At 59.3% G+C, this 24,185-nt stretch carries 28 protein-coding genes and 1 pseudogene; 18 read left to right on the forward strand and 11 right to left on the reverse strand.

Annotated elements, in window-relative coordinates; genetic code table 11:
• Positions 1-68 precede the first annotated feature (68 nt).
• From EJD88_RS14035 to EJD88_RS14045, 3 genes are all read left to right on the forward strand, one after another.
• Positions 69-974: a LysR family transcriptional regulator gene (locus EJD88_RS14035; protein WP_158878266.1), complete on the forward strand. Its 906-nt coding sequence runs from the start codon at positions 69-71 to the stop codon at positions 972-974.
• 52 nt (positions 975-1,026) lie between these two features.
• The gene (locus EJD88_RS14040) at positions 1,027-2,568 is read left to right on the forward strand and encodes an EAL domain-containing protein (RefSeq protein ID WP_158878267.1); all 1,542 of its coding nucleotides are present in this window, start codon (positions 1,027-1,029) and stop codon (positions 2,566-2,568) included.
• Between the two features lie 197 nt (positions 2,569-2,765).
• The gene (locus EJD88_RS14045; RefSeq protein ID WP_032885697.1) at positions 2,766-3,131 is read left to right on the forward strand and encodes a histone-like nucleoid-structuring protein, MvaT/MvaU family; all 366 of its coding nucleotides are present in this window, start codon (positions 2,766-2,768) and stop codon (positions 3,129-3,131) included.
• A gap of 111 nt (positions 3,132-3,242) precedes the next feature.
• Here EJD88_RS14045 and EJD88_RS14050 read toward each other — a convergent pair whose 3' ends face one another.
• Positions 3,243-3,779 carry a DUF4946 domain-containing protein gene (locus tag EJD88_RS14050; protein WP_099583031.1) on the reverse strand — a complete coding sequence of 179 codons (537 nt, stop codon included), beginning with the start codon at positions 3,777-3,779 and terminating at the stop codon, positions 3,243-3,245.
• 198 nt (positions 3,780-3,977) lie between these two features.
• Here EJD88_RS14050 and gloA point away from each other — a divergent pair, with 198 nt between their 5' ends.
• Positions 3,978-4,499, forward strand: a complete 522-nt coding sequence (gene gloA / locus EJD88_RS14055; RefSeq protein WP_112195327.1) for a lactoylglutathione lyase — start codon at positions 3,978-3,980, stop codon at positions 4,497-4,499.
• Positions 4,500-4,551: 52 nt separating this feature from the next.
• On the opposite strand, the gene ahpF is transcribed toward gloA, so the two are convergent.
• The 3 genes from ahpF to EJD88_RS14070 all read right to left on the reverse strand — a co-directional run bounded on the left by ahpF (position 4,552) and on the right by EJD88_RS14070 (position 7,870).
• Positions 4,552-6,117 carry an alkyl hydroperoxide reductase subunit F gene (gene ahpF, locus EJD88_RS14060; protein WP_099583033.1) on the reverse strand — a complete coding sequence of 522 codons (1,566 nt, stop codon included), beginning with the start codon at positions 6,115-6,117 and terminating at the stop codon, positions 4,552-4,554.
• Positions 6,118-6,240: 123 nt separating this feature from the next.
• Positions 6,241-6,804, reverse strand: a complete 564-nt coding sequence (ahpC, locus tag EJD88_RS14065; protein WP_010210361.1) for an alkyl hydroperoxide reductase subunit C — start codon at positions 6,802-6,804, stop codon at positions 6,241-6,243.
• A gap of 133 nt (positions 6,805-6,937) precedes the next feature.
• Positions 6,938-7,870 carry a site-specific integrase gene (locus tag EJD88_RS14070; protein ID WP_158878268.1) on the reverse strand — a complete coding sequence of 311 codons (933 nt, stop codon included), beginning with the start codon at positions 7,868-7,870 and terminating at the stop codon, positions 6,938-6,940.
• Positions 7,871-8,040: 170 nt separating this feature from the next.
• Here EJD88_RS14070 and EJD88_RS14075 point away from each other — a divergent pair, with 170 nt between their 5' ends.
• Positions 8,041-9,048, forward strand: a complete 1,008-nt coding sequence (locus EJD88_RS14075) for a DNA-binding protein (protein ID WP_158878269.1) — start codon at positions 8,041-8,043, stop codon at positions 9,046-9,048.
• On the opposite strand, the gene gorA is transcribed toward EJD88_RS14075, so the two are convergent.
• Together gorA and galU are read right to left on the reverse strand one after the other, a co-directional pair.
• Complete coding sequence (gene gorA / locus EJD88_RS14080) at positions 9,049-10,407, reverse strand: glutathione-disulfide reductase (protein ID WP_099583036.1); 1,359 nt, start codon at positions 10,405-10,407, stop codon at positions 9,049-9,051.
• 98 nt (positions 10,408-10,505) lie between these two features.
• Complete coding sequence (gene galU, locus EJD88_RS14085) at positions 10,506-11,345, reverse strand: UTP--glucose-1-phosphate uridylyltransferase GalU (protein ID WP_003212579.1); 840 nt, start codon at positions 11,343-11,345, stop codon at positions 10,506-10,508.
• A gap of 310 nt (positions 11,346-11,655) precedes the next feature.
• Here galU and EJD88_RS14090 point away from each other — a divergent pair, with 310 nt between their 5' ends.
• Positions 11,656-11,841 carry a hypothetical protein gene (locus tag EJD88_RS14090; protein ID WP_003191311.1) on the forward strand — a complete coding sequence of 62 codons (186 nt, stop codon included), beginning with the start codon at positions 11,656-11,658 and terminating at the stop codon, positions 11,839-11,841.
• A 141-nt stretch (positions 11,842-11,982) separates the two neighbouring features.
• A complete protein-coding gene (locus tag EJD88_RS14095; RefSeq protein WP_032885705.1) occupies positions 11,983-12,264 on the forward strand; it encodes a hypothetical protein in 282 nt (93 codons plus the stop codon).
• Positions 12,265-12,271: 7 nt separating this feature from the next.
• Here EJD88_RS14095 and EJD88_RS14100 read toward each other — a convergent pair whose 3' ends face one another.
• Positions 12,272-12,502, reverse strand: coding sequence for a hypothetical protein (locus tag EJD88_RS14100; protein WP_112195335.1), 231 nt, complete (start codon positions 12,500-12,502; stop codon positions 12,272-12,274).
• 21 nt (positions 12,503-12,523) lie between these two features.
• Positions 12,524-12,877, reverse strand: a complete 354-nt coding sequence (locus EJD88_RS14105; protein ID WP_099583038.1) for a hypothetical protein — start codon at positions 12,875-12,877, stop codon at positions 12,524-12,526.
• 212 nt (positions 12,878-13,089) lie between these two features.
• Here EJD88_RS14105 and EJD88_RS14110 point away from each other — a divergent pair, with 212 nt between their 5' ends.
• The 11 genes and pseudogenes from EJD88_RS14110 (at position 13,090) to EJD88_RS14155 (ending at position 22,220) form a co-directional block, all read left to right on the forward strand.
• Entirely contained in the window at positions 13,090-13,392 is a 303-nt protein-coding gene (locus EJD88_RS14110; protein ID WP_027606593.1) for a DUF1883 domain-containing protein, read from the forward strand.
• Between the two features lie 25 nt (positions 13,393-13,417).
• Positions 13,418-13,582, forward strand: coding sequence for a hypothetical protein (locus EJD88_RS27015; protein WP_178117126.1), 165 nt, complete (start codon positions 13,418-13,420; stop codon positions 13,580-13,582).
• 4 nt (positions 13,583-13,586) lie between these two features.
• A complete protein-coding gene (gene alkB / locus EJD88_RS14115; RefSeq protein ID WP_158878270.1) occupies positions 13,587-14,252 on the forward strand; it encodes a DNA oxidative demethylase AlkB in 666 nt (221 codons plus the stop codon).
• Between the two features lie 75 nt (positions 14,253-14,327).
• On the forward strand, positions 14,328-15,374 hold the full coding sequence (gene ada / locus EJD88_RS14120) for a bifunctional DNA-binding transcriptional regulator/O6-methylguanine-DNA methyltransferase Ada (protein WP_158878271.1): 1,047 nt from the start codon (positions 14,328-14,330) through the stop codon (positions 15,372-15,374).
• Positions 15,375-15,480: 106 nt separating this feature from the next.
• Positions 15,481-16,539: a nitronate monooxygenase family protein gene (locus EJD88_RS14125; protein ID WP_158878272.1), complete on the forward strand. Its 1,059-nt coding sequence runs from the start codon at positions 15,481-15,483 to the stop codon at positions 16,537-16,539.
• A 118-nt stretch (positions 16,540-16,657) separates the two neighbouring features.
• A complete protein-coding gene (modA, locus tag EJD88_RS14130) occupies positions 16,658-17,416 on the forward strand; it encodes a molybdate ABC transporter substrate-binding protein (protein ID WP_158878273.1) in 759 nt (252 codons plus the stop codon).
• A complete protein-coding gene (gene modB, locus EJD88_RS14135; RefSeq protein ID WP_099583044.1) occupies positions 17,417-18,097 on the forward strand; it encodes a molybdate ABC transporter permease subunit in 681 nt (226 codons plus the stop codon).
• Positions 18,098-18,102: 5 nt separating this feature from the next.
• On the forward strand, positions 18,103-19,182 hold the full coding sequence (gene modC, locus EJD88_RS14140) for a molybdenum ABC transporter ATP-binding protein (protein WP_099583168.1): 1,080 nt from the start codon (positions 18,103-18,105) through the stop codon (positions 19,180-19,182).
• A gap of 72 nt (positions 19,183-19,254) precedes the next feature.
• Positions 19,255-20,283 carry a DNA topoisomerase IB gene (locus tag EJD88_RS14145; protein ID WP_099583045.1) on the forward strand — a complete coding sequence of 343 codons (1,029 nt, stop codon included), beginning with the start codon at positions 19,255-19,257 and terminating at the stop codon, positions 20,281-20,283.
• Positions 20,284-20,407: 124 nt separating this feature from the next.
• Positions 20,408-21,446: pseudogene (locus tag EJD88_RS14150) on the forward strand (ATP-binding cassette domain-containing protein).
• Positions 21,447-21,515: 69 nt separating this feature from the next.
• A complete protein-coding gene (locus EJD88_RS14155) occupies positions 21,516-22,220 on the forward strand; it encodes a YoaK family protein (protein ID WP_099583046.1) in 705 nt (234 codons plus the stop codon).
• A 144-nt stretch (positions 22,221-22,364) separates the two neighbouring features.
• Here EJD88_RS14155 and EJD88_RS14160 read toward each other — a convergent pair whose 3' ends face one another.
• From EJD88_RS14160 to EJD88_RS14170, 3 genes are all read right to left on the reverse strand, one after another.
• Positions 22,365-22,718, reverse strand: coding sequence for a hypothetical protein (locus EJD88_RS14160; protein WP_099583047.1), 354 nt, complete (start codon positions 22,716-22,718; stop codon positions 22,365-22,367).
• 170 nt (positions 22,719-22,888) lie between these two features.
• Complete coding sequence (locus tag EJD88_RS14165) at positions 22,889-23,200, reverse strand: AzlD domain-containing protein (RefSeq protein ID WP_099583048.1); 312 nt, start codon at positions 23,198-23,200, stop codon at positions 22,889-22,891.
• Positions 23,197-23,892: an AzlC family ABC transporter permease gene (locus tag EJD88_RS14170; RefSeq protein ID WP_112196956.1), complete on the reverse strand. Its 696-nt coding sequence runs from the start codon at positions 23,890-23,892 to the stop codon at positions 23,197-23,199. Before EJD88_RS14170 ends, EJD88_RS14165 begins: the two co-directional genes overlap by 4 nt.
• Between the last annotated feature and the right edge of the window lie 293 nt (positions 23,893-24,185).

The raw sequence follows: 24,185 nt of genomic DNA on the forward strand, positions 1-24,185 counted from the left end.
CTCAAGTGGCAGGCGATCTGGGGTATTCTTCTGCTAATGATTAATCATCGTAAAATGAGTGTTCGCTCATGACCCTGACCCAACTTGAAATCTTTTCGCTGGTAGCCGAGCTGCAAGGCTTCACCAGCGCCGCACACCGGCTGGGCATCAGCCAGTCGGCGGTGTCCCACGCCATCAAGGCCTTGGAGCAAGAGCTGGGCGTCGAGCTGTTCCGGCGCCATCAAAGCCTGGTGGAACCGAGCGAGATCGGCCTGCAATTGCTCGGCCGCGCCCGCGCAATGCTGGGTCTGGCCAATACACTGCAACAGGAAGCTGCCGACGCCCGCGGCATGAAGCGCGGCACCCTGCGCATCGGCTCGTTCGGGCCCACGGCGTCGATTCGCCTGCTGCCCGGCATCCTTAGCCAGTTTCGTGCTGCCTATCCGGGGATTGAGGTTCATGTGGACGAAGGCCCCGACCGCCAGGTGCTGCAGTGGCTGGATGAGCGGCGGATCGATGTGGGCTTTGTGGTGCTGGAGCAGGAACGCTTTGACACCTTCGCCTTGTTCGAGGACCAGATGGTTGCGTTGCTGCCCGCCGAGCATCCATTGGCCGCACGCAACGCCCTGACCTTGCAGGATCTGTGCGACGATCCCTTCATTCTCACCGAAGCAGGCTCCTCGGAGCTGGTCTCCAGACTCTTCGATGCGGCCCAATTACGGCCCAAGGTGCGCTATCGCTGCGCCCAACTGCTGAGCACCCTGGAAGCCGTCAGTCGCGGCGACGGGCTGAGCATCGTGGCCGAGGCATCGTTGCCGCAACGGGACGACCCGCGCTATGTAAAACGGCCGTTATCTCCCCGAGTACCGCGCCAGATTGGCCTGGCGGTGCTTGACCGTCGCCAGTCGTCACCCGCCGCCCTGGCGTTTATCGAGATTGCTCAACGCGCTGGCAAGACAAGCAATTGTCCACCGAGCCATCTATTATCGAAATAATACTGACCGGCCTGCCGGCGCACTTCCTACTCCGCAACAGGCTGCAGAACTCATGCCTCTCACCGTCAAAGGCCCGCGAAAGCCATTCGTCCGCTACTCGATCAGCGCCTTGTGTGGGCTCGCGCCGATCCTGCTCGGCGTGGTCATCCTGTATTGGCAAGCCGAACGCACCCTTGAGCAGAGCACGGCGCAAACGGCTGAAGAAGCCGTGCGCCAATTCGACCTGATGCTCGACAACACCGCCCTCGCCGCCCAGGCCTTGCTGCCGTTGGCCGGCCAGCCCTGTGACAACGGCGCGCAATTGGCCCTGCGTGAACAGGTCACACGGCGGCCATTTGTGCGGGCCACGACGTTGTCCTGGCAGAAGAACATCTATTGCAGCTCACTGTTCGGCAGCGACTACGAATCCCCCGTGAACCCCGACGACTATGTGGAGGGTCGACTCTGGCTGATGAATGGCAACCCGGTGACGCCGGATACGGCTTTACTGGTGTACCGACTGGTCGAAGGCGACCAAGGTGCGTTTGCGTCGGTTGACGGCTACCACCTGACTAACGCTTTGCGCCTGATCAGCCGCTATGCGCAGCTGGTCCTGCAAGTGGGGCCCAACTGGCTGGATGCCGAGGGCAAGGTTCATTCCTCTGCAGCCCCGCCATTTGCCGTGGCCCATCATCACCTGGCCTCCCAGCGCTATGGCTACAGTGTCGACGCCGGCATGCCGGACGGCGAGGTCTGGCGGTACATGCAGGTGCGGTATCGTGCGATTTTCAGCTTGGTCGTGTTCTTTGGCGTGTTGGCAGGCGTGCTCGCCCATTGGCTGCAAAAACGCGCTTCGGCGCCGACCCATGAACTGCGAAGAGCCTTGGGCGCCAATGAGTTCATCCCGTACTTTCAGCCAGTGGTACGCGGCGACAGTCGCGAATGGGCCGGCTGTGAAGTGCTCATGCGCTGGCAGCACCCCAAGGAAGGTTTGGTGCGCCCCGATCTGTTTATCCCACTGGCCGAACATTCCGGCCTGATCGTGCCGATGACCCGCGCCCTGCTGCGCCAGACGGCGGCCCAGTTGGCGCCCCATGCGGCGCGGTTAAGCCCGGGTTTCCATATCGGCGTGAACATCACAGCGCGCCATTGCCTCGACCTCACACTGGTGGACGATTGCCGTGAGTTTCTCGCCGCCTTCGCACCGGGCCAGATAACCCTGGTGCTGGAGCTGACCGAGCGCGAGCTGATTGAGCCCACCGATATCACCCGCCGCCTGTTCGACGCCTTGCACCAACTGGGCGTGATGATTGCCATCGATGACTTCGGCACCGGCCACTCCAGCCTGGGTTACTTGCGCAACTTCAATGTGGACTACTTGAAAATCGACCAGAGTTTTGTCGCCATGATTGGCGCAGATGCACTGTCGAGGCATATCTTGGACAGCATCATAGAATTGTCCGGCAAACTGGATCTGGGCATCGTCGCAGAAGGCGTGGAAACGGCTGAACAATGCGAGTACTTGGCCGCTCATGGCGTAGATTTCCTACAGGGCTATCTGTTTGGCAAGCCATTACCCAGCGATGAATTCATTAAAAACCTGGCCAGCCATTGAATAGCCGTGCACTAGCGGCGTTGAAATATGTTAATAAGACAAAAGACATGATTTACTCGCGGCAGATTAACTACTACAATTTTTCTTGCCTGTGCAGAACTCGCAGGACGACGTCCTCTTTGAGTCGCCTTAACGCTATTGGCTAGTAGCTTTGTCTTCAGTTGATATCAGCCAACTACACTATTGGAGTACAGATTTTGTCCAGACTCGCCGAATTTCGCGCAGCAGAAAAAGCCCTTCAAGAGCAGCTTGCCCAGCTGGAATCCCTGAAGAACGATGCTGGCCTGAAGAAAGAAATCGAATTCGAAGAAAAACTTCAAGGGCTGATGAAAACCTACGGCAAGGGCCTGCGCGACATCATCCTGATCCTTGATCCAAACCCGGGCAAGGCCAGTGCTGCTGCCGCCAATGCACCAAAACAACGCCGTGCACGTGTGGTCAAGGTTTACCACAACCCGCACACCGGCGAACTGATCGAAACCAAGGGCGGCAACCACCGCGGCCTCAAGGCCTGGAAAGAACAGTATGGCGCCGCCACTGTAGATTCCTGGCTTCGCGGCTGATTACAGCGCACTAACAAAGAGCCCCGCATCAGCGGGGCTTTTTTATTCCAGGGTTCGAAACCGAACTTAAATAACATTTCATTTTGTTCAAATTCGACGTGCTAAACGCACTTAAAGTTTGAGGCTATCACGTACGGAACGGACTTCATCCTTGCTCGCTTCGTAAGCATCGGCTTGACCGGCGTATGAAAAAACATAGGCTTTATCGGTATCAACAGCCCCCACCAATGTTTGCGAAAGCAGGTGCCGTCCATTCTCAGTAATCACACAGGTAGTTTCCACCGCGTCAAGACGGCTCAATGTTGTCGGGTGCATTTTGCTGCAGACACTTTGGTAGCCGCTCTGGGCAAAATCCTTTTGAATGGACTTGCGCATTTCCAGCAACACGCCTTGAAGATTAACGTTATGGCCAGCCTCGGTCGGCGTGGCCGTCAACTCCATGACCATCAGTGTGTTGCCGTTTTCGTCGTTCTTGATTGCACGCTGACGCGAAACCGGCTGCGGCGTTGGTGGCGTTTCACCGTCAGGCACCACCTCCTCGACTTGCCAGCCGCTGGGCCAGTGAATTTCCGGATCTGCCGCCAAGACGAAAGGACTGGCCAACAGCAACCACACAGCGCTCAACAGCGGTCTACGACATTCGATCATGCAAAAAACATCCAAGGTTCAAGGGCCAAAGTGTGAGCCTCGCTGCCCGCCGGTCGCAAGGCCCCCGTGACCTTTTTCATTTGGCGCCGCAGGCGGGCCTTGCGTATCATGGCTCGGCTGCACGGATGCCAGCCGCAAGCCAAGGGAACGCTCCTCTCAACGGGAGCCGCGTTTGCCCCATTTTTTTCTGGAGGGCCCATGAGCCTGCACGAACTGAACACTTTCCCGGGCGTCACCGCCCAGCCAGACACCGCCACCAAAAACTTTGTGTTCAACCACACCATGCTGCGGGTCAAGGACATCACCAAGTCCCTGGACTTCTACACCCGCGTGCTGGGTTTCTCGCTGGTTGAAAAACGTGACTTCCCCGAAGCCGAATTCAGCCTGTATTTCCTGGCCCTGGTGGACAAATCCCAGATCCCGGCCGACGCCGCTGCGCGCACCCAGTGGATGAAGTCGATCCCAGGCATCCTGGAACTGACCCACAACCACGGCACCGAAAACGATGCCGATTTTGCCTACCACAACGGCAACACTGACCCGCGTGGCTTTGGTCATATCTGCATCGCGGTGCCGGATATCGTCGCCGCGTGCGAACGTTTCGAAGCGCTGGGTTGCGACTTCCAGAAGCGCCTGACCGATGGCCGCATGAAAAGCCTGGCTTTCATCAAAGACCCGGATGCGTACTGGGTCGAGATTATCCAGCCCACGCCGCTATAACGAAAAAAAAACCCATGATCACTCATGGGGTTTTTCATGTGCGCCTGCTTATTTACGCGGGTGCGGAGGTGCGGATCAGGTGATCAAAAGCACTCAGGGAAGCCTTGGCGCCCTCGCCTACCGCAATCACGATCTGCTTGTACGGCACGGTGGTCACGTCACCGGCGGCAAACACGCCTGGCAGTGAAGTTTCACCACGGGCATCAACGATGATTTCGCCACGCGGGGTCAACTCGACGGTGCCTTTGAGCCAGTCGGTGTTGGGCAGCAAACCGATCTGTACAAAGATCCCTTCCAGGTCGATGGTCTTGAACTCGCCGCTGTCGCGATCCTTGTATGCCAAGCCGGTGACTTTCTGGCCATCGCCTTTGACTTCACTGGTCAACGCACTGGTGATGACGTCAACGTTTGGCAGGCTGTACAACTTGCGTTGCAGCACCGCATCAGCACGCAGTTTGCTGTCGAATTCCAGCAAGGTGACGTGACTGACGATACCGGCCAGATCGATGGCCGCTTCCACGCCGGAGTTACCGCCACCGATCACTGCCACGCGCTTGCCCTTGAACAGCGGACCGTCGCAGTGCGGGCAGAAGCACACGCCCTTGGCCTTGTATTCCTGCTCGCCCGGCACACCCATTTCACGCCAGCGGGCGCCGGTGGCCAGGATCACGGTCTTGGACTTGAGCGTCGCACCGCTTTCAAAACGAATTTCGTGCAGATCACCGGGGTTCTTTGCCGGGACCAGGCTGCTGGCGCGCTGCAAATTCATGATATCCACGTCGTACTGACGCACATGGGCTTCCAGCGCACTGGCCAGTTTCGGCCCTTCGGTTTCCTGTACCGAGATGAAGTTCTCGATGGACATAGTGTCCAGCACCTGACCACCAAAACGCTCAGCGGCAACACCGGTGCGAATGCCTTTACGCGCTGCGTAAATGGCGGCTGCGGATCCGGCAGGGCCACCACCGACCACGAGTACATCAAAGGCATCTTTGGCGCTGATTTTTTCGGCGGCCTTTTCAATGCCGCTGGTGTCGAGCTTGGCGAGGATTTCTTCCAGGCCCATGCGGCCCTGGCCGAAGTTCACGCCATTCAAGTAGACGCTCGGCACCGCCATGACCTGGCGTTCATCGACTTCAGCCTGGAACAGCGCGCCGTCGATGGCGACGTGACGAATGTTCGGGTTGAGCACGGCCATCAAGTTCAGGGCCTGGACCACATCCGGGCAGTTCTGGCATGACAGTGAGAAGTAAGTCTCGAAGCTGAACTCGCCTTTAAGGGCGCGGATCTGTTCAATCACTTCGACACTGGCCTTCGACGGGTGGCCACCGACTTGCAGCAGGGCCAGCACCAGCGAAGTGAATTCATGGCCCATGGGGATACCGGCGAAACGCAGGCTGATATCGGCACCCGGGCGGTTGATGGAGAACGACGGCTTGCGCGCGTCATCACCATCGCTTTTCAGGGTAATCAGCGTGGTGAGGCTGGTAACGTCCTGCAAAAGGGCAAGCATTTCCTGGGATTTCGCGCCGTCATCGAGGGAGGCGACGATCTCGATCGGCTGGGTGACCCGTTCCAGGTATGACTTCAACTGAGCTTTAAGATTGGCGTCCAACATACGGGCGATTTCCTTTAATTCCGGGTATAAAAAAACGCCCGAGCGAATCTCGCCCGGGCGTTTTTGAGGGCGGTTGCAGCTTACTGGGTAGGTGCGGAATCCCGCCCTTGATGCTTCACAGACTTAGATCTTGCCGACCAGGTCCAGGGACGGAGCCAGGGTAGCCTCGCCTTCTTTCCACTTGGCTGGGCACACTTCGCCTGGGTGGGCAGCGACGTACTGGGCTGCCTTGATTTTGCGCAGCAGCTCGGAAGCGTCACGGCCAACACCGCCGTCGTTCAGCTCAACGATCTTGATCTGACCTTCCGGGTTGATCACGAAAGTACCGCGATCCGCCAGGCCAGCTTCTTCGATCAGCACGTCGAAGTTACGGGAGATGGTCAGGGTTGGGTCGCCGATCATGGTGTATTGGATCTTGCCGATAGCTGGCGAGGTGTTGTGCCAGGCAGCGTGGGCAAAGTGGGTGTCGGTCGACACGCTGTAGATTTCGACGCCCAGTTTCTGGAATTCGGCGTAGTTGTCAGCCAGGTCTTCCAGTTCGGTTGGGCAAACGAAGGTGAAGTCGGCTGGGTAGAAGAACACAACGGACCACTTGCCTTTCAGGTCAGCGTCAGACACATCTACGAAGTTGCCGTTTTTGTATGCGGTAGCTTTGAACGGTTTTACTTGGCTGTTGATGATAGGCATCGTTGACTCTCCGTCAGGGGTTAAGAAGTTGATGAGATGAATCCTACCCATTCTTTCTGGCGATGGCTCATTGGCAAACCTGATGCTGACGATTGGTTTTCCCTATCAGGTGACTGTATTAATAGAAGAAATCTTAAAGCAGCGGTTGAGTGGCCAAGGTCATGCCAAGAAAGGGCGTCGCTTCAACATAGCGCATGGCGGATTTCATGTCGCTCCAGCCGACGTAACTCATCAACGACTTCAAATCCCAGCCGCTGCGATGGGCCCAGGTGGCAAAGCCTCGACGCAAGGAGTGGCTGGTGTACTGCTCGGCGGGGATGCCCGCCCGCTCCAGCGCCTGGCGCAATAACGGGATCACACTGTTGGGGTGCAAGCCCTCCTCGCCCAGGTTGCCCCAACGGTCAATGCTGCGGAACACCGGGCCGCGCACCAGGGCCGATGCGCTGAGCCACTCGCTGTAGGCCTGCACCGGACACAGGCGCAACAGCGCCGGCGTGTGATAAGTCTTGCCAAGGTTGTCGCGGTCACTTTTGCTGCGCGCAAGATACAGACTGATGCCGGTTCCGGGCGTGGCCTGAACGTGTTCGATACTCAGTCGACACAACTCATCGCTGCGAAAGCCACGCCAGAAGCCGAGCAGGATTAACGCGATGTCGCGCTTGGCCCGCAGCAGGCGCGGTTGATCGCACGCGAGGGTTGCCTCCTGAGCTTCAGCTTCAAGCGAAGCGACCACCTGCTCCAGATGCTTGAGCTGCAACGGCTCGGCCTGCTTCTCCTGTGCCGGATGCACGGCGCGAATCCCCTTGAGCACTTTGCGCACCACCGGCGCCTTGGTCGGGTCGGGAAAGCCCTGGCTGGTGTGCCATTGCGCCAGCGCTGAGAGCCGCAGTTTCAGGGTGTTGATCGCAAGCACGCCCGCATGGGCCACCAGGTAGCGCGCCACGCTGTCGCTGGTGGCCGGCAGAAACCCGCCCCAGCTGACTTCGAAGTGCTCGATCGCGGCGCGGTAGCTGCGGCGCGTGTTATCGCGGGTGGCGGCGTTGAGATAACGATCCAGATCGCTCATAGGGTGCCTATTCGTACTGCTGAGGGGTGTTTCAGCGCGTCAAATGCGCATGACACGGGATAATACGCCAATATCCCATCTGTTGAATCGTGATTTTTTACAAGGTTATATTCGTGTTACAGTACGTAAATACATACCACGTACCACAGTACTAAATCGACGGAGACCCCATGGCTCGCGGCGGCATTAACAAAGCAGTAGTTCAAACGGCACGCCTGGCGATCCTTGCCCGCGGCGAAAACCCCAGCATCGACGCCGTACGCATCGAAATGGGCAATACCGGCTCAAAAACCACGATCCACCGCTATCTGAAGGAGCTGGACGACAGCGAAACCCGTGTCACCATCACCGAAGCGCCCATTGACGACGAGCTGGGTGAACTGGTTTCGCGACTGGCGCAGCGCTTGAAAGAGAAGGCCCAAGAGCCGATTGATCTGGCCCAGGCGCGGTTCGAACAACAGAAGTCCGCCCTGCTCGCCCAGGTCGAAGCCCTTGAAGAGGCCCACGGCCAACTCACGCAGCAATTCGCTATCCAGGCGGCCGCGCTGGCAGAAGAAAGCGCCGCGCTGCAAACGGCCAGCACCAGTTTGCAGACCGAGCAGACCCGTAATGCCGGACTAAGCCAGGCGTGCAGTGATTACGAACTGAGGATCAACGACAAGGACGAACAGATTCGCTCCCTGGAAGAAAAGCACCTGCACGCCCGCGACGCGCTGGAGCATTACCGTAATGCGATCAAGGAGCAGCGCGAGCAGGAACAGCGTCGCCATGAAGGCCAACTGCAGCAGGTCCAGGCAGAACTGCGCCAGGCTCAGCAAAGCGCCATGGTGCGCCAGGATGAGATCACTCAACTGCATCGCGACAACGAGCGTTTACTGATCGAGCATCGGGTGACGGCGAAGGAATTGACGGCGCTGCAGGAACAAAACCGCAAGGACCGGGCCCAGCAACTGAAGCTGAGCGAACAGCTGATTCAAATCGACAACGAGCGCACCCTGCTTCAGGAGCGTCTGCGGGTGGCGGTGCTGGAGAGCCAATCACGCCAGGAAGCGTTGACCGAACACCAGAACACCAACAAAACCCTGGAACTGGACCTGATCAAGGCCCAGGCCAGTATCGAGGCATTGCGCCTGGCCGCCGCCGTTGCAGCGGCGCCAGAGGCAACGCCAGAGGACTGATCAGTCCGCCACAGGCGTGCGCATGGTGACGAACTCTTCCGCCGCCGTAGGGTGCACACCGATGGTTTCATCGAAGTGACGCTTGGTGGCGCCCGCCTTGAGCGCGATCGCGAGGCCCTGGACGATTTCACCCGCGTCCGGGCCGACCATATGGCAACCCAGCACCTTGTCGGTGTCGGCATCGACCACCAACTTCATCAGGGTTTTCTCCTGGCAATCTGTCAGGGTCAACTTCATCGGCCGGAAACGGCTTTCGAAGATCTGCACGTTATGGCCGCCCTTCTTCGCCTCTTCTTCCGTCAAGCCGACAGTGCCGATATTCGGCAAGCTGAATACCGCTGTCGGGATCATTGCGTAATCCACCGGGCGATACTGCTCAGGCTTGAACAAGCGACGCGCCACAGCCATGCCTTCGGCCAGCGCCACGGGCGTCAACTGCACGCGACCGATCACATCACCAATGGCCAGGATCGACGCTTCGCTGGTTTCGTAAAGGTCATTGACCTGCACAAAACCGCGCTCATCGAGCGTGACGCCGGTGTTTTCCAACCCCAGGTTATCCAGCATCGGACGACGCCCCGTGGCATAGAACACACAATCGGTTTCCAGCACACGACCGTCTTTCAGGGTGGCCTTGAGGCTGCCGTCGGCTTGTTTTTCAATACGTTCGATATCGGCGTTGAATTGCAGGTCCAGGCCGCGCTTGGTTAGTTCTTCCTGCAAGTGCTTGCGCACCGCACCGTCAAAACCGCGCAGGAACAGATCGCCGCGATACAGCAGCGAGGTCTGGGCGCCCAAGCCATGGAAAATGCCGGCGAACTCGACGGCGATATAACCGCCACCGACCACCAGCACACGCTTGGGCAGTTCTTTAAGGAAGAAGGCTTCATTGGAGCCAATAGCGTGTTCGCGCCCTGGAATCTCCGGAATCTGCGGCCAGCCGCCCGTAGCGATCAGAATATGCTTGGCAGTGAAACGCTCGCCATTGATTTCCACCTGATGCGGATCAACCAGGCGCGCATGCCCCTCATGCAGGGTCACGCCGCTGTTGACCAGCAGGTTACGGTAGATGCCATTGAGGCGATTGATCTCGCGATCTTTGTTGGCGATCAGCGTCGCCCAATCAAAATTCGCCTCCCCAAGGGACCAGCCAAAGCCACTGGCCTGCTCGAAATCTTCGGCAAAGTGCGCGCCGTACACCAACAGCTTTTTGGGCACGCACCCCACGTTAACGCAGGTGCCGCCCAGGTAGCGGCTTTCCGCCACTGCCACCTTGGCGCCAAAGCCCGCAGCAAAGCGCGCCGCACGAACACCGCCGGAACCGGCGCCAATTACATACAGATCAAAATCGTAGGCCATTTCACTCTCCTCGGCAGGACATCAGCATACCGACTTACATGGGACCGAAAAACGAAAAAGCCACCCGAAGGTGGCTTTTCAGCAGCGGCAAGCGTGAATCAGTAAGCCTTGCCAGTCTTGTAGAAGTGCTCGTAGCAGAAGTTGGTTGCTTCGATGTAGCCTTCGGCGCCACCGCAGTCAAAACGACGACCCTTGAACTTGTACGCGATCACGCAGCCGTCTTTGGCCTGCTTCAGCAGGGCGTCGGTGATCTGGATTTCGCCACCCTTGCCTGGCTCGGTTTCTTCGATCAGCTTGAAGATATCCGGAGTCAGGATGTAACGACCGATGATCGCCAGGTTCGACGGTGCATCTTCAGGCGCTGGTTTTTCAACCATGTCGCGTACGCGGATCAGGCCATCACCAATGTCGTCGCCGGCGATCACGCCGTACTTGTTGGTTTCTTGAGGGTCTACTTCTTGAACCGCAACGATGGTGCAACGGTATTTCTGGTACAGCTTGACCATCTGGGTCAATACGCCGTCGCCTTCCAGGTTCACACACAGGTCGTCCGCGAGGACCACGGCGAACGGTTCGTCACCGATCAGTGGGCGGCCGGTCAGGATGGCGTGGCCGAGGCCTTTCATCTGGGTCTGACGGGTGTAGGAGAAGGAGCACTCGTCCAGCAGCTTGCGGATACCGACCAGGTATTTTTCCTTGTCGGTGCCCTTGATTTGGTTTTCCAGCTCGTAGCTGATGTCGAAGTGGTCTTCCAGTGCGCGCTTACCACGACCGGTGACGATGGAGATTTCGTTCAGACCGGCATCCAATGCCTCTTCGACGCCGTACTGAATCAGTGGCTTGTTTACCACCGGCAGCATCTCTTTAGGCATGGCCTTGGTCGCTGGCAAGAAGCGAGTGCCGTAACCGGCTGCTGGGAACAAGCATTTCTTGATCATATAAGTCCTTACAAAGGGCTGTGCGTACGGAATTCGGCGCAGTCTAATCACGCCGCAGTCACCTTACAATGGGTCCTGCTGGCGTTGCGATGTCAACATAGAGAAAAAATGTCGGCGTAAGTTCCACTTATCTTACGAAGAACCTGTGCACCGACACGACAAAAAACACCTTTGCCCCTATGTTTAAAAGGGCTGAAACCCTTTTAGCACGCTTTTCGGCCAGGCACACTCACTTGGAATTACTTGCGCGGGGCCGCGACATTTGGCGCTATCATGGTGCCCTTGAACCAGACCACGAGATTGTTAATAGATGTCAGAACCCAAAGGCGTGAACGGCTACCTGATCACCAAGCGAGCAGACGGCTGGCACTTGATCAACTTCCACGGGGACAGCGTCGCGGGTGTTTTCGAGACAGAAAGCATGGCGATTGCCGTAGCCGAAGTGTTTGTGGATGAAGCGGGCCACGCGTCGAGCAAACGGCCGAAGACCAAGTAAGCCTGCAGGCACTGCGCAAAAAGCCCCGATTGACGGGGCTTTTTTGTGTTTGTCTGTACCTAGATGGCAGTTCGCTATAATCTGCCGAAAACGCCCCACGACAGTGTCAGCGCCCCTCCCACACCCTCGATGACGAACACTATGAACAAACTTCTGGCACTGACTGCGGTACTGGCACTTGCCGGCTGCACCACTACTTCTGATGTCTACCTCAAAAACGGCGAGCAGGGCTTGACCATCGACTGCTCAGGCGAAGCCAACTCCTGGGCCAGTTGCTACGAAAAAGCCGATGCCTCCTGCGCCGGCACCGGCTATCGCATCGTTGGCACAGAGGGCACGCCATCGCTGAAAGAAAGCGACAAGACCTTGGGCCAGGACGTCGGCAATTTCAAAAACCGTAGTGTGGTGGTGGTCTGCAAGTAACTACAGACTACAAGTGGATCTCGGCAAACTTGATGCCTAGCTCCCGAAGGATCTCGGTCAGTTCATCCAGCCGTGCGAAGGATTCAACCTCGTCCTGATCGTCGACCAGAAAAAAGCTGCGCCCGCCGCTTTTCTTGAAAAAGACGATCCACTCGCCCAGGTCGGCAGGATTCTGGATGATATGGGTCGCCGAGATTTGCCCCTCGGCCTGCCGGGCTTTGACGTGTTCACGCTTCATATCTGGTTTTCCACAAGGGCATCAGCCGGAAATGCAATCTTCCCCGGCCTTTTTGACATCCCCCGGACGGATCGGCACGTTGGACATGCTCTCGTAGAGCTTGATGCTGCTTCCGCTGGAGCGCTCATCAATTTCGAAAATTGCCGAAGGATCGGCCGAGAACTTCTGCGGCACAATCACTTGTACACCACCGTCCTTATGCGGTTCGATCTGCGGCGGACGGCGGGTAGCCGACAGTTTATGCACCACACACGCCGCGTATTCCTGGGGTTTTTTACCAGAAATGACCGCCAGCGTCGGTGGGGTCTGCTTGATATCTGCAACCGAAGCACACCCACCTATCGCCAAGGCCAGAACCAACACACTCCACTTCATACAAAATCTCCACTTAAAGATCCTACGACAGTCGGGATGGTAATTTTCTCCCGCCCACGTAGGATTTATCCCTGATAACTCGGTAAATAACTGTTTTAAATTGTCGACGCCGTTGAAGACGGGCCGATAATAAACGCGCTGGGGCTGATAAACTCCATCTTAACCTACGTATCGTTCTGATTTTTCAGAAAAAGCCCTTCTGGAGACACCTCATGAAATTCATTCACCAGCGCGAGCACCTCAATGAGGGAGATATCGTCGTCATCGAATGCTCGCAGACTTGCAATATCCGCCTGATGAGCGATGCGAATTTTCGCAGCTTTAAAAATGGCGGCCGCCACACTTACCATGGTGGTGCGTTTGACACGTTTCCGGCCAAGATCACTGCCCCCAGCACCGGGTTCTGGAACATCACCCTGGATGTAGTGACCCGCCGCGCCATCAGCGTTACGCGCAAACCCGCGTTGTCCCACAAGATTCGCATCGTACGTCGTACCAGCACCAAGCTGAGCTGATCCGAACACGCCACAGGAAATCGCCGTGACCACCACCAAATACGTAATCAAATACAAGCTAAACGGTGAACGCCGCTTCGAGTTCGCCCAGTTGACGACCAACAGTGCGGAAGAGGCCCGCAAAGCCTTGGACAAAATCCATGATGCCGATGATGTGATCACCGACATCAACGTGAGCAAGGCGCTGTAAGCTCATGCCCGGCCCCACTGTCGACCTGTTCGCCGATGACGCCCTGCAACAACCTGCTCGGCGTGAGCAAATTGGTGAACAGTCCTACGTGTTAAGGGGCTTCGCCCTGCCCTGGATTGAGCGGCTTCTGCCAGAACTGCGGCGCGTGCTGGCTCAATCCCCGTTTCGGCAAATGGTCACCCCAGGCGGCTTCACGATGTCGGCGGCGTTGAGCAGTTGCGGCGCACTGGGCTGGACCACCGACACCCGTGGGTACCGCTACAGCCCACTGAACCCGCGCAGTCAGCAACCCTGGCCAGCATTGCCCGATGCGTTGCGCCAACTTGCCGTGCTGGCCGCTGCCGACGCCGGCTTTATCGACTTCGCCCCCGATGCCTGCCTGATCAACCGCTATGTACCGGGCGCCAAAATGTCCCTGCATCAAGACAAGAATGAACGCCAGTACAGCGCGCCCGTGGTCTCGGTTTCGCTCGGGTTGCCGGCGGTTTTCCTGTTCGGCGGTCACCAGCGCAGTGACAAAACCCAAAAGGTCTCGCTGTTCCATGGCGACGTGGCTGTCTGGGGCGGCGTTGATCGCCTGCGTTTCCATGGTGTGTTGCCGATCAAGGAAGGTGTGCACCCGGTCATGGGGCCACAACGCATCAACCTGACATTTCGTACCGCCGGCTAATTCGAGCGCAAGCTTCGGAGTGCCTGGCCGGTGAGGCGCGGCTAATCTGACCAGGATCCGTCAAGAGTGCCGAACATGACTACTGAACAAGATCCGCGCTGGGCGGCGATTCTCGCCCGCGATTCCAAAGCTGACACACTGTTCGTGTACGGTGTGAAAACCACCGGCGTGTATTGCCGTCCCAGCAGCGCTTCGCGCTTGCCGCGCCCGGAAAATATCGAGTTCTTCGACACGCCGGCGCAGGCCGAAGCCGCCGGTTATCGTCCCAGCAAACGTGCCGCCGGCGACCAGACACAACGCGCCGCGCAGGACGCCCAACGGGTGGCTGACGCCTGCCGGCATATTGAGCAGGCGGCTACCCCGCCCAGCCTCAACACCCTCGCCACACTCGCCGGGCTGAGCCCTTTCCATTTCCACCGGATCTTCAAAGCCGTCACCGGCCTGACGCCCAAAGGCTACGCAAGCGCCCATCGCTCGCAAAAAATGCGCGCCGGGCTCAAGGGTACGCAGACGGTGACGGATGCCCTGTACGACGCCGGCTTCAATTCCAACAGCCGTTTTTATGAATCAGCCAACCAGTTGCTGGGGATGAAACCCACCGACTACAAGGCCGGTGGCACCAACAGCGCAATCCTGTTTGCCGTCGGCGAATGCTCTTTGGGGGCGATCCTGGTGGCCCAGAGCACGCGCGGCGTGTGCGCGATCCTGCTGGGGGATGAGCCGGAGCAACTGGTGCGTGACCTGCAGAATCAGTTTCCCAAGGCTGACCTGGTGGGCGCCGATCACGACTTCGAGCAATTGGTCGCCCATGTCGTGGGGTTCATCGAGGCACCCGCTCTGGGGCTGGATTTGCCGCTGGACTTGCGCGGCACTGCGTTCCAGCAAAGGGTCTGGCAGGCTTTGCGCGACATTCCGGTGGGCGACACCGCCAGCTATGGGCAGATTGCCGAGCGCATTGGCGCGCCCAAGTCGTTCCGGGCCGTCGCCCAGGCCTGCGGCGCCAACAGCCTGGCGGTGGCGATTCCCTGTCACCGTGTGGTGCGCAGCAATGGTGATTTGTCGGGCTATCGCTGGGGCGTTGAGCGCAAGCGGCAATTGCTTGACCGCGAACGCGACCACTAAACGCGCACGAAACCCCTGCGTCGTCCAGTGAATAAAACAGACTGGCCGGATGGCGGACGCCCTGCTAAAACAGCGAAAAGTCCGACGACCGCTGGAGACGCATCCCATGAGCACCTGGCCAGACACGCGCATTCTCGACCTATTGGGCATCGACCTGCCCATCATCCAAGCGCCTATGGCCGGCGCCACTTCCGCCGCTATGGTCATCGCGGCCTGCGAAGCTGGAGCACTCGGTTCGATGCCTGCTGCGACACTGAACATCGAACAACTGCGCGAGGCCCTTGCGACCATCCGCCAGGCCAGCAAGCGCCCCATCAACGTCAACTTCTTCTGCCACCAACCGCCTGCAGTGGACGTGGCACGGGATCGTCGCTGGAAGGCTTTGCTGGAGCCTTACTACCGCGAGCTGGGCGCAGACTTTGATGCGCCCACCCCGGTCAGTGACCGCGCACCGTTCAATAACGCCGCCTGCCAGGTGGTGGAAGAATTCCGGCCCGAAGTCGTCAGCTTTCACTTCGGCCTGCCGGAAAAAACCTTGCTGGATCGGGTAAAAGCCACTGGCGCCAAGGTGCTGTCGTCGGCCACCACCGTGGAAGAAGCCGTCTGGCTGGAACAGCACGGCTGCGACGCGATCATCGCCATGGGCAGTGAAGCTGGCGGTCATCGGGGCTTGTTCCTCAGCGACGACCTCAACACGCAGATCGGCCTGTTCGCCCTGCTACCCCAGATTGTCGACGCCGTGAACGTGCCAGTGATTGCCGCCGGAGGCATTGGCGATGCACGGGGTATTGTCGCGGCATTTGCCCTGGGCGCTAGCGCGGTACAGATTGGCACCGCGTATCTATTCACCCCTGAAGCGACGGTCAGCGCGTCCCATCACCATGCACTGCGCCATGCCCAGGCCAGCGAAACCGCGCTGACCAACCTGTTCACCGGCCGCCCGGCGCGGGGCATCGTCAACCGTGTGATGCGTGAACTGGGTGCAATCAACCCGACAGCTCCCGCGTTTCCGCGTGCTGGCGGTGCATTGATGCCGCTCAAGGCCAAGGACGAAGCCGGGTTCAGTAATCTCTGGTCGGGCCAGGCACTGCGCCTTGGCAAAGACGCAACCACCTATGACCTGACCCGCGAGCTGGCGGAACACGCGCTGGCCAAACTCAAATAGTCCAGCCGTCTGGAGCAACTTTGCGCTGTACCGGCGATGGCTAGCCGCTATATATTCCCATACATAGCGGTTAGCCCTTCTACCTATACCACGCCGTACATCTCCAAGGAGCTGCTCCATGATGATTCACGCCTCACGCCTGGCCGTGTTGGTCGCTGCGTTCGCTTTCGGTTCGGCCCACGCCGATGAAGTGCAGGTGGCCGTCGCTGCCAACTTCACCGCACCGATCCAGGCGATTGCCGCCGATTTTGAAAAAGACACCGGTCACAAACTGGTCGCGGCCTACGGCGCCACGGGCCAGTTCTACACCCAGATCAAGAACGGCGCGCCGTTCGAAGTGTTCCTGAGCGCCGACGACACCACTCCGCAAAAACTCGAAAGCGAAGGTGATACCGTCAAAGGCTCGCGCTTCACCTACGCCGTGGGCACCCTCGCGCTGTGGTCGGCCAAAGAAGGCTATGTAGACGCCAAAGGCGACGTCTTGAAGAACAACGACTTCAAGCACCTGTCCATCGCCAACCCGAAAGCCGCGCCCTACGGCCTGGCCGCCACCCAGGTACTGGCGAAAGAAGGCCTGAGCGAGAAGGTCAAGGACAAGCTCGTCGAGGGCCAGAACATCACCCAGGCCTTCCAGTTTGTATCCACCGGCAACGCCGAGTTGGGTTTTGTTGCCTTGTCGCAGATCTATAAAGACGGCAAAGTCACCAGCGGTTCGGCGTGGATCGTTCCGGCGTCCATGCACGATCCGATCAAACAGGACGCGGTAATCCTGAACAAAGGCAAAGACAGCGCTGCTGCCAAAGCGCTGGTCGAGTACCTCAAAGGGCCAAAAGCCGCTGCCGTTATCAAGTCCTACGGTTACGAGCCGGCCAAGTAAATGCCCCTATCGAGTGCCGATTTTTCCGCTATCTGGTTGACCATCAAGCTCGCGTCGCTGACCACCGTGATCCTGCTGGTCATCGGCACGCCGATTGCGTTGTGGCTGTCGCGCACCCAATCGTGGTGGCGCGGCCCGATTGGCGCCATTGTGGCCCTGCCGTTGGTGTTGCCACCGACGGTGATCGGTTTCTACCTGCTGTTGACCATGGGGCCAAATGGCTACTTCGGCCAGTTCACCCAATGGCTGGGCCTGGGCACCCTCACCTTCAGCTTTGCCGGGCTGGTGATTGGTTCGGTGATCTATTCCATGCCGTTTGTGGTGCAGCCGTTGCAAAACGCGTTTTCCGCCATCGGCACTCGCCCACTGGAAGTGGCCGCCACCCTGCGCGCCAATCCCTGGGACACTTTTTTTACGGTGATCCTGCCCCTGGCGCGACCAGGCTTTATCACGGCCTCGATCCTCGGATTTGCCCACACCGTCGGTGAGTTCGGCGTGGTGCTGATGATCGGCGGCAATATCCCGGACAAGACCCGCGTGGTCTCGGTGCAGATCTACGACCATGTCGAAGCCATGGAATACGCCCAGGCCCATTGGCTGGCCGGCGCCATGGTGGTATTTGCGTTCCTCGTGTTGCTGGCGCTGTACTCCAGCCGTAAAACCAGGATGGGCTGGAGCTGATGTCGATGATTGATGTACGCCTGCAACTCCGTTATTCCGGGTTTGCGCTGGACGTGGACCTGCATCTGCCAGGCCGTGGCGTGACTGCGCTGTACGGGCATTCCGGCTCCGGCAAGACTACCTGCCTGCGCTGCATCGCCGGGCTTGAACGCGCCGAAAATGGTTTCATCCAGGTCAACGATGACGTGTGGCAAGACAGCCGCAGCGGTTTGTTCGTACCGCCCCATAAACGCGCGCTGGGTTATGTCTTTCAAGAGGCCAGCCTGTTCGCGCATTTGTCGGTGCGGGCCAACCTGGAGTTCGGCCTCAAGCGCATTCCCCGCCTACAGCGCCGGGTGGACATGGCGCAGGCCACGGCGCTATTGGGGATTGGTCACCTGTTGGAGCGCAACCCGCTGCACTTGTCCGGCGGTGAACGCCAGCGCATCGGCATCGCCCGTGCATTGCTCACCAGCCCGAAACTGCTGTTGATGGATGAACCGCTGGCCGCCCTCGACAGCCAGCGCAAAAACGAAATCCTGCCGTACCTGGAACGCCTGCACGATGAGCTGGATATTCCGGTGCTGTACGTCAGCCACGCCCAGGATGAGGTCGCACGCCTGGCCGACCATATCGTCCTGCTCAGTGACGGCAAGGCCCTGGCCAGCGGACCGATTGGCGAAACCCTGGCGCGGCTCGACCTGCCGCTGGCACGGGGCGACGATGCCGGTGTGGTGATCAACGGCACGGTCACTGCCTACGACGCGCATTACCAGTTGCTGACCCTGCATCTGCCGGGCAGCGCCTTGTCCATGCGCGTGGCCCATGCACCGATGGCCGTGGGCCACGCGCTGCGGGTCAAGGTGCAGGCACGGGACGTGAGCCTCAGCCTGCAAGGGTCGGAACCGAGCAGCATCCTCAACCGCCTGCCGGTAACGGTGATCCAGGAAACGCCCGCAGACAACAGCGCCCATGTATTGGTGCGCCTGGAAGCCGAGGGCACGCCATTGCTGGCGCGCATCACGCGCTTCTCCCGCGACCAGTTGCAACTGCATCCGGGCCAGACGCTGTGGGCACAGATCAAGGCAGTCGCGGTGCTGGCGTAAGCATTTGGCACGACCGCACAGCGCTGCGGTCAATCAGACATACCGGCCTGATTTGTTGCCAAGGAACCCGCCATGCCCGACTCCGCGATCCCCGCCGACCTGCCCCGCGACCTGCATTATGTTGACGACACCCAACCCGGCATTCGCCGCAAGCGGGTGCGCGGCAAGTTCCAGTACTTCAATGCCAAGGGTGAGCGCCTTGACGACGACGAGGAAATCAAGCGTATCAACGCCCTCGCCGTCCCGCCCGCCTACACCGATGTGTGGATCTGCGCCGACCCGCGTGGCCATCTGCAAGCCACCGGGCGCGACGCTCGTGGACGCAAGCAGTATCGCTACCACCCGCGCTGGCGCGAAGTCCGTGACACCGACAAATACTCACGCCTGCAAGCGTTCGGTAGCGCACTGCCCAAGTTGCGCAAGCAGTTGGAGGCCCAACTGGCCGAGCCTGGCTTTACCCGTGAAAAAGTCCTGGCCACCGTGGTGATGCTGCTGGACGCTACCTTGATCCGCGTCGGCAATACCCAATACGCCCGCGACAACAAATCCTACGGTTTGACCACCCTGCGCAACCGCCATGTGGACATCAATGGCAGCGAGATACAGTTCCAGTTTCGCGGCAAAAGTGGCGTGGAGCATCAGGTCAGCGTCAAGGACCGGCGCCTGGCCAACGTGGTCAAGCGCTGCATGGAATTGCCGGGGCAGGACCTGTTCCAGTACCTGGACGCAGACGGCGAACGACACACCGTCAGTTCCCATGATGTAAACGCCTACTTGCACAGCCTCACCGGCGCCGATTTCACCGCCAAGGACTATCGCACCTGGGCCGGCACCGCCCTGGCGCTGGCAGTGTTGCGCGAGTTGGAATGGCAGCCGGAATCCGACGCCAAACGGCATGTGGTGGCGATGGTCAAGGACGTTGCCCGGCAGTTGGGGAATACACCAGCGGTGTGCCGAAAATGCTATATCCACCCAGCGGTATTGGAGCATTTCAGCCTGGGCGAGCTGTCCAGATTGCCCAAGCCGCGGGTGCGCAAAGGGCTCAAGGCAGAGGAAGTCGCGCTGGCCATGTTCCTTGAACAGCTCGCCGAGGCGAGTTAGGCTTTACCTCCTTTCTGCCCCACGGGATGACCGCCGACGTGAACCACTAAGCCTTCCAGAATGTACCTGCAACGAGCCGCCTCGCGTGCTTGTTGGCCTGTTCGACATTGCTTTGGAGGTGCTGATGACTCACGTCAACCGGCTGCCCGCTTTGGTTTCCCTGCAACACCTGTACTTCCAGTTCGCCAATGGCGAAACCCTGCTGGAAGACCTCACCCTGTCCATCGACCCTACGCCCACCGGCATTGTGGGGCGCAATGGCTGTGGCAAAAGTATCCTCGCGAGGTTGATCGCCGGCGAGTTGTCACCCTCCTGCGGCACGCTGGATCGCCGGGCGAGCGTGGCGTTTGTGCCTCAGGCCGTGGTGGTCGAGCCGGGCGATACGGTCGCCAGCCTCACAGGAACCGCTGACACCTTGGCGGCACTGGATCGTATGGCCAGAGGCTCCGCCAGTGTGGATGACCTGGCGACGATCGATGAACGCTGGGACCTCGCGGACCGTTTGCGCAGCGCTTTGGATACAGCGGGATTGTCGCAGCTGAGTGTCGACACGCCTGCCGAGCAACTCAGCGGCGGACAACTGGCCCGGGTTGCGATCATCATGGCTGCCCGCGAGTTGCGTCAACCTCCACCTCATGGGCCCGGTACGTGTCGCCGTGCATGGGCCGAACGGTTGCGGCAAGTCCACGCTGCTCAAAGTCTTGGCTGGCCAACGGCAAGCGGTCGCAGGGGAATGCAGCGTGCACGTGCCCAGTGCCTATATCGATCAGCATCTGGGCTTACTGGACAATCATCGCTCGATCATCGAGCAGCTCAACCTGTTGGGCACGCCGCTGACCGAAGCCGAGCTGCGCACGCGCTTGGCCTTGCTGCAACTGGACGCGCTGCGCGTGATCCAACCGGTCGCGCAACTCAGCGGCGGCGAACGCCTGAAAGCCGCCATGGCAATCGCCCTGTGGCGCCATGTGCCGGCGCAACTGTTGCTGCTCGACGAACCCAGCAATCACCTGGACCTGGAATCAGTGACGGCTTTCGAGCAGGCGCTGCAAGGGTTTGGCGGAGCGATGGTGGTGGTGTCCCATGATGCGGCGTTTGTGCAGGCGATCCGGCCGACCCACCGGTTGCGCTGGACGCCGGATGGCTGGCGACTGGACGCTGCCTGAGGTCATTGCGTGTGGGCGCAAAGCGTCCTACCGTAGTGGCCGGATAATCTCACCGAGGAACCCGGCCCTATGCTGCCTTCGTCCCGCAAGCCTTACGCCAATGCTGCACTCGCCCATCGACAGCGTTGGCGCGGCCGAGTCGGCTTGATGCTGGTGGCCAGTCTTTCGGTGTTGGCCGGTATGACCGATGCCATCGGCTTTATGGCCAGCGGCGATTTTGTTTCGTTCATGAGCGGCAACACTACGCGCCTGGCCGTAGCGATCAGCGCCGGCGATCTGGGGCTGACGGGGCGCTTGTTATTGCTGGTCGCCACCTTCGTGGTCGGCAACGCATTGGGCGTGGTGGTCAGTCGCTTTGGCCGGCGGCATACGCTGCCTTTGCTGTTATGTATCGCGGCTTTTTTGTGCGCCGGTGCGCTGTGGCCATCAGACGATACCTTGCCCGCGCTGCTGGCGGCGATCATCGCAATGGGCATGCTCAATGCGGCCGTCGAAGAGGTCAACGGTTTGCCCGTGGGCCTTACCTATGTCACCGGGGCGCTGTCACGCTTTGGTCGTGGCCTGGGTCGCTGGATGCTGGGGGAAAGGCGTAACGGCTGGCGGGTGCAGTTGATCCCGTGGGGCGGCATGTTTGTGGGGGCAGTCATTGGCGCGTTGCTGGAGCAGCACATGGGCCTGAAGGCGTTGCTGGTCAGCAGTGGGTTGGCTGGGGTGTTGGGGCTGGTATCGCTGAAGATTCCGCGTCGCTGGCACTTGGGATTTATGCCGCGATAAGGGCTAAAGATGCTCGCCCGACGGTATGGCCTCGACGTCCGTGTACCGGTAAAGAGCCATCACGCCGGGCAAGCGGTGGGAATAATAAGCCAATGTCCGGCGGCTGTCCCGCCGGGCGTTTCCTAAAAACACTAAGGCAACGGATTACAGACAAGTCGCCAGCGCTGCCAATCGACGTTTGGCGGGCATCGTGTCTTCGCCGGCGTAGTACTTGATGGACGATCCTGCACCGGCACTTTGCACGTCGGCAAAGTAATCCCCGCCCCTGGTATAGACGGTGAAACCACCGGCGCCATTCGGCTCCTTGAAGCCACTGGCATCGACGCCGTAGACGCTTTCATCCTGCCAGCCAAATTGAATGCACTCGGCAACCACCACCGTGGCCTTGTCCGATGCCAGGGTCTTGTAGGGCGCTCCCGAGCGCGCTTCGTTCATCTTCGAACCTGCGCAGCCGGCCAGTGCTGCCACGACCAATGCGCCTATAACCACCTTGTGCATGCCATCGCCTCCTTGAAAAAAACGCGACTGTAGCATTGCCGCGCAACTGACTGGCGCCTGGATGAATTTTGTTTCACGGTGACGCAGGCGAACGCCACCTATAGTGGCCTGGCTCATTTTTGAAGACTCCCTTCTGCCCGCCCTCCCGCGGGCTTTTTTTCGTCTGCGCGTCAGAGCCACCAACGGAACAGATAAAACAGCGCCATGCTCAGCACGACCGTGAGCAGCACATTGCGTGTCCAGAACATCAACGCGACCGCACTGATACCCGCCAGCAAATACGGGTTGGCCGGGCTCAGGTTGAGCTGGTGGTCGGCAAGAAAAATAATCGGCCCGCAAATCGCTGTCAGCATCCCCGGCACCGCAAACCCGAGAAACTCCCGCGCGCCACGGTTGAGGCGCACCGGCAGGCGAGGTTCGATGAACAGGTAGCGGTTGAGAAACACCACCAGGCCCATGGCCACAATCATCAGGTAAATCATGGCTGCCCTACTCCCAGTCGCTTGCAGACAAAGCCTGCGCTCATGCCCAGCACGCCGGACACCACCACAGCTGACTCCCAGTGCAGGAAGCTCAGCCACACTGAACAGAGCAATGACACCGCTACGCAGACCACCGTAGGCACATCCCGCACCACGGGGGTGATCAAGGCAATGAAGGTCGCGGCAATGGAAAACTCCAGGCCCAGTTGATCGAGACCGGGAATGCTTTTGCCCAGCACAATGCCAGCCAGGGTGAACAGGTTCCAGATGATATAAAACGTCAGGCCGACGCCCAAGGCATACCAGCGATTGAAGGTCTGGCGGTCATAGTGGCTGACCAGGGCGAAGAACTCGTCGGTGAGCAGGAACCCCAGGCTCATACGCCAACGGCTATCAAGTGCCGACAACGTTGGACGCATATGCATGCCGTACAGCAAATGCTGGGACGTCAGCAGCAACGTGGTCAGTACGATGGAAATCAGGCTGGCACCGCTCTTGACCATGCCAATGGCCACCAGTTGTGCGGCACCGGCAAACACAATGGCGGAGAGGCCTTGGGCCTGCAGCGGGGTGAATTGTGCATCGATGGCCATGGAACCGGCCAACAACCCCCAGGGTGCACAGGCCAACGACAAGGGAATCACTGCAATTGCGCCGCGGGAAAACGCGTGGAGAGGCAAGGCATTGGGCATCTGAAACAGGCTCGTCGGCTGGGGGTCGCCAAGCATGCCTGCCGGTATCAAGATTGTCTTGAACGATATTGCGCACATCCGCTGTACGCGGAACTGCCCGTTGGGGGGCTATAGGGTCGGCATTGAAGGCTGCATCACAGCAGGCGATAAACCAGCCTGTTGCGCGGTCGGTGTGGATGGCAGATGGGAAACGCGATGGGAGGTAGCATGTCAATACCTATCGGGTTCAGGAATGTCCGCATCCGATTGGCGCTGTCACCGGCACTGGTTCCTATGAATAGTTAACCGAATAT

The organism is Pseudomonas sp. PB105, assembly GCF_009764655.1.
GTDB classification, from domain to species: Bacteria; Pseudomonadota; Gammaproteobacteria; order Pseudomonadales; family Pseudomonadaceae; genus Aquipseudomonas; species Aquipseudomonas cyclaminis.

Bases quoted from the DNA above. Each gene is read 5' to 3' on its own strand.
- EJD88_RS14035 (WP_158878266.1), top strand. From the start codon at position 69: ATGACCCTGACCCAACTTGAAATCTTTTCGCTGGTAGCCGAGCTGCAA.
- EJD88_RS14040 (WP_158878267.1), top strand. From the start codon at position 1,027: ATGCCTCTCACCGTCAAAGGCCCGCGAAAGCCATTCGTCCGCTACTCG.
- EJD88_RS14050 (WP_099583031.1), bottom strand. From the start codon at position 3,779: ATGATCGAATGTCGTAGACCGCTGTTGAGCGCTGTGTGGTTGCTGTTG.
- gloA (WP_112195327.1), top strand. From the start codon at position 3,978: ATGAGCCTGCACGAACTGAACACTTTCCCGGGCGTCACCGCCCAGCCA.
- ahpF (WP_099583033.1), bottom strand. From the start codon at position 6,117: ATGTTGGACGCCAATCTTAAAGCTCAGTTGAAGTCATACCTGGAACGG.
- ahpC (WP_010210361.1), bottom strand. From the start codon at position 6,804: ATGCCTATCATCAACAGCCAAGTAAAACCGTTCAAAGCTACCGCATAC.
- EJD88_RS14070 (WP_158878268.1), bottom strand. From the start codon at position 7,870: ATGAGCGATCTGGATCGTTATCTCAACGCCGCCACCCGCGATAACACG.
- EJD88_RS14075 (WP_158878269.1), top strand. From the start codon at position 8,041: ATGGCTCGCGGCGGCATTAACAAAGCAGTAGTTCAAACGGCACGCCTG.
- gorA (WP_099583036.1), bottom strand. From the start codon at position 10,407: ATGGCCTACGATTTTGATCTGTATGTAATTGGCGCCGGTTCCGGCGGT.
- galU (WP_003212579.1), bottom strand. From the start codon at position 11,345: ATGATCAAGAAATGCTTGTTCCCAGCAGCCGGTTACGGCACTCGCTTC.
- EJD88_RS14090 (WP_003191311.1), top strand. From the start codon at position 11,656: ATGTCAGAACCCAAAGGCGTGAACGGCTACCTGATCACCAAGCGAGCA.
- EJD88_RS14095 (WP_032885705.1), top strand. From the start codon at position 11,983: ATGAACAAACTTCTGGCACTGACTGCGGTACTGGCACTTGCCGGCTGC.
- EJD88_RS14100 (WP_112195335.1), bottom strand. From the start codon at position 12,502: ATGAAGCGTGAACACGTCAAAGCCCGGCAGGCCGAGGGGCAAATCTCG.
- EJD88_RS14105 (WP_099583038.1), bottom strand. From the start codon at position 12,877: ATGAAGTGGAGTGTGTTGGTTCTGGCCTTGGCGATAGGTGGGTGTGCT.
- EJD88_RS14110 (WP_027606593.1), top strand. From the start codon at position 13,090: ATGAAATTCATTCACCAGCGCGAGCACCTCAATGAGGGAGATATCGTC.
- alkB (WP_158878270.1), top strand. From the start codon at position 13,587: ATGCCCGGCCCCACTGTCGACCTGTTCGCCGATGACGCCCTGCAACAA.
- ada (WP_158878271.1), top strand. From the start codon at position 14,328: ATGACTACTGAACAAGATCCGCGCTGGGCGGCGATTCTCGCCCGCGAT.
- EJD88_RS14125 (WP_158878272.1), top strand. From the start codon at position 15,481: ATGAGCACCTGGCCAGACACGCGCATTCTCGACCTATTGGGCATCGAC.
- modA (WP_158878273.1), top strand. From the start codon at position 16,658: ATGATGATTCACGCCTCACGCCTGGCCGTGTTGGTCGCTGCGTTCGCT.
- modB (WP_099583044.1), top strand. From the start codon at position 17,417: ATGCCCCTATCGAGTGCCGATTTTTCCGCTATCTGGTTGACCATCAAG.
- modC (WP_099583168.1), top strand. From the start codon at position 18,103: ATGATTGATGTACGCCTGCAACTCCGTTATTCCGGGTTTGCGCTGGAC.
- EJD88_RS14145 (WP_099583045.1), top strand. From the start codon at position 19,255: ATGCCCGACTCCGCGATCCCCGCCGACCTGCCCCGCGACCTGCATTAT.
- EJD88_RS14155 (WP_099583046.1), top strand. From the start codon at position 21,516: ATGCTGCCTTCGTCCCGCAAGCCTTACGCCAATGCTGCACTCGCCCAT.
- EJD88_RS14160 (WP_099583047.1), bottom strand. From the start codon at position 22,718: ATGCACAAGGTGGTTATAGGCGCATTGGTCGTGGCAGCACTGGCCGGC.
- EJD88_RS14165 (WP_099583048.1), bottom strand. From the start codon at position 23,200: ATGATTTACCTGATGATTGTGGCCATGGGCCTGGTGGTGTTTCTCAAC.
- EJD88_RS14170 (WP_112196956.1), bottom strand. From the start codon at position 23,892: ATGCCCAATGCCTTGCCTCTCCACGCGTTTTCCCGCGGCGCAATTGCA.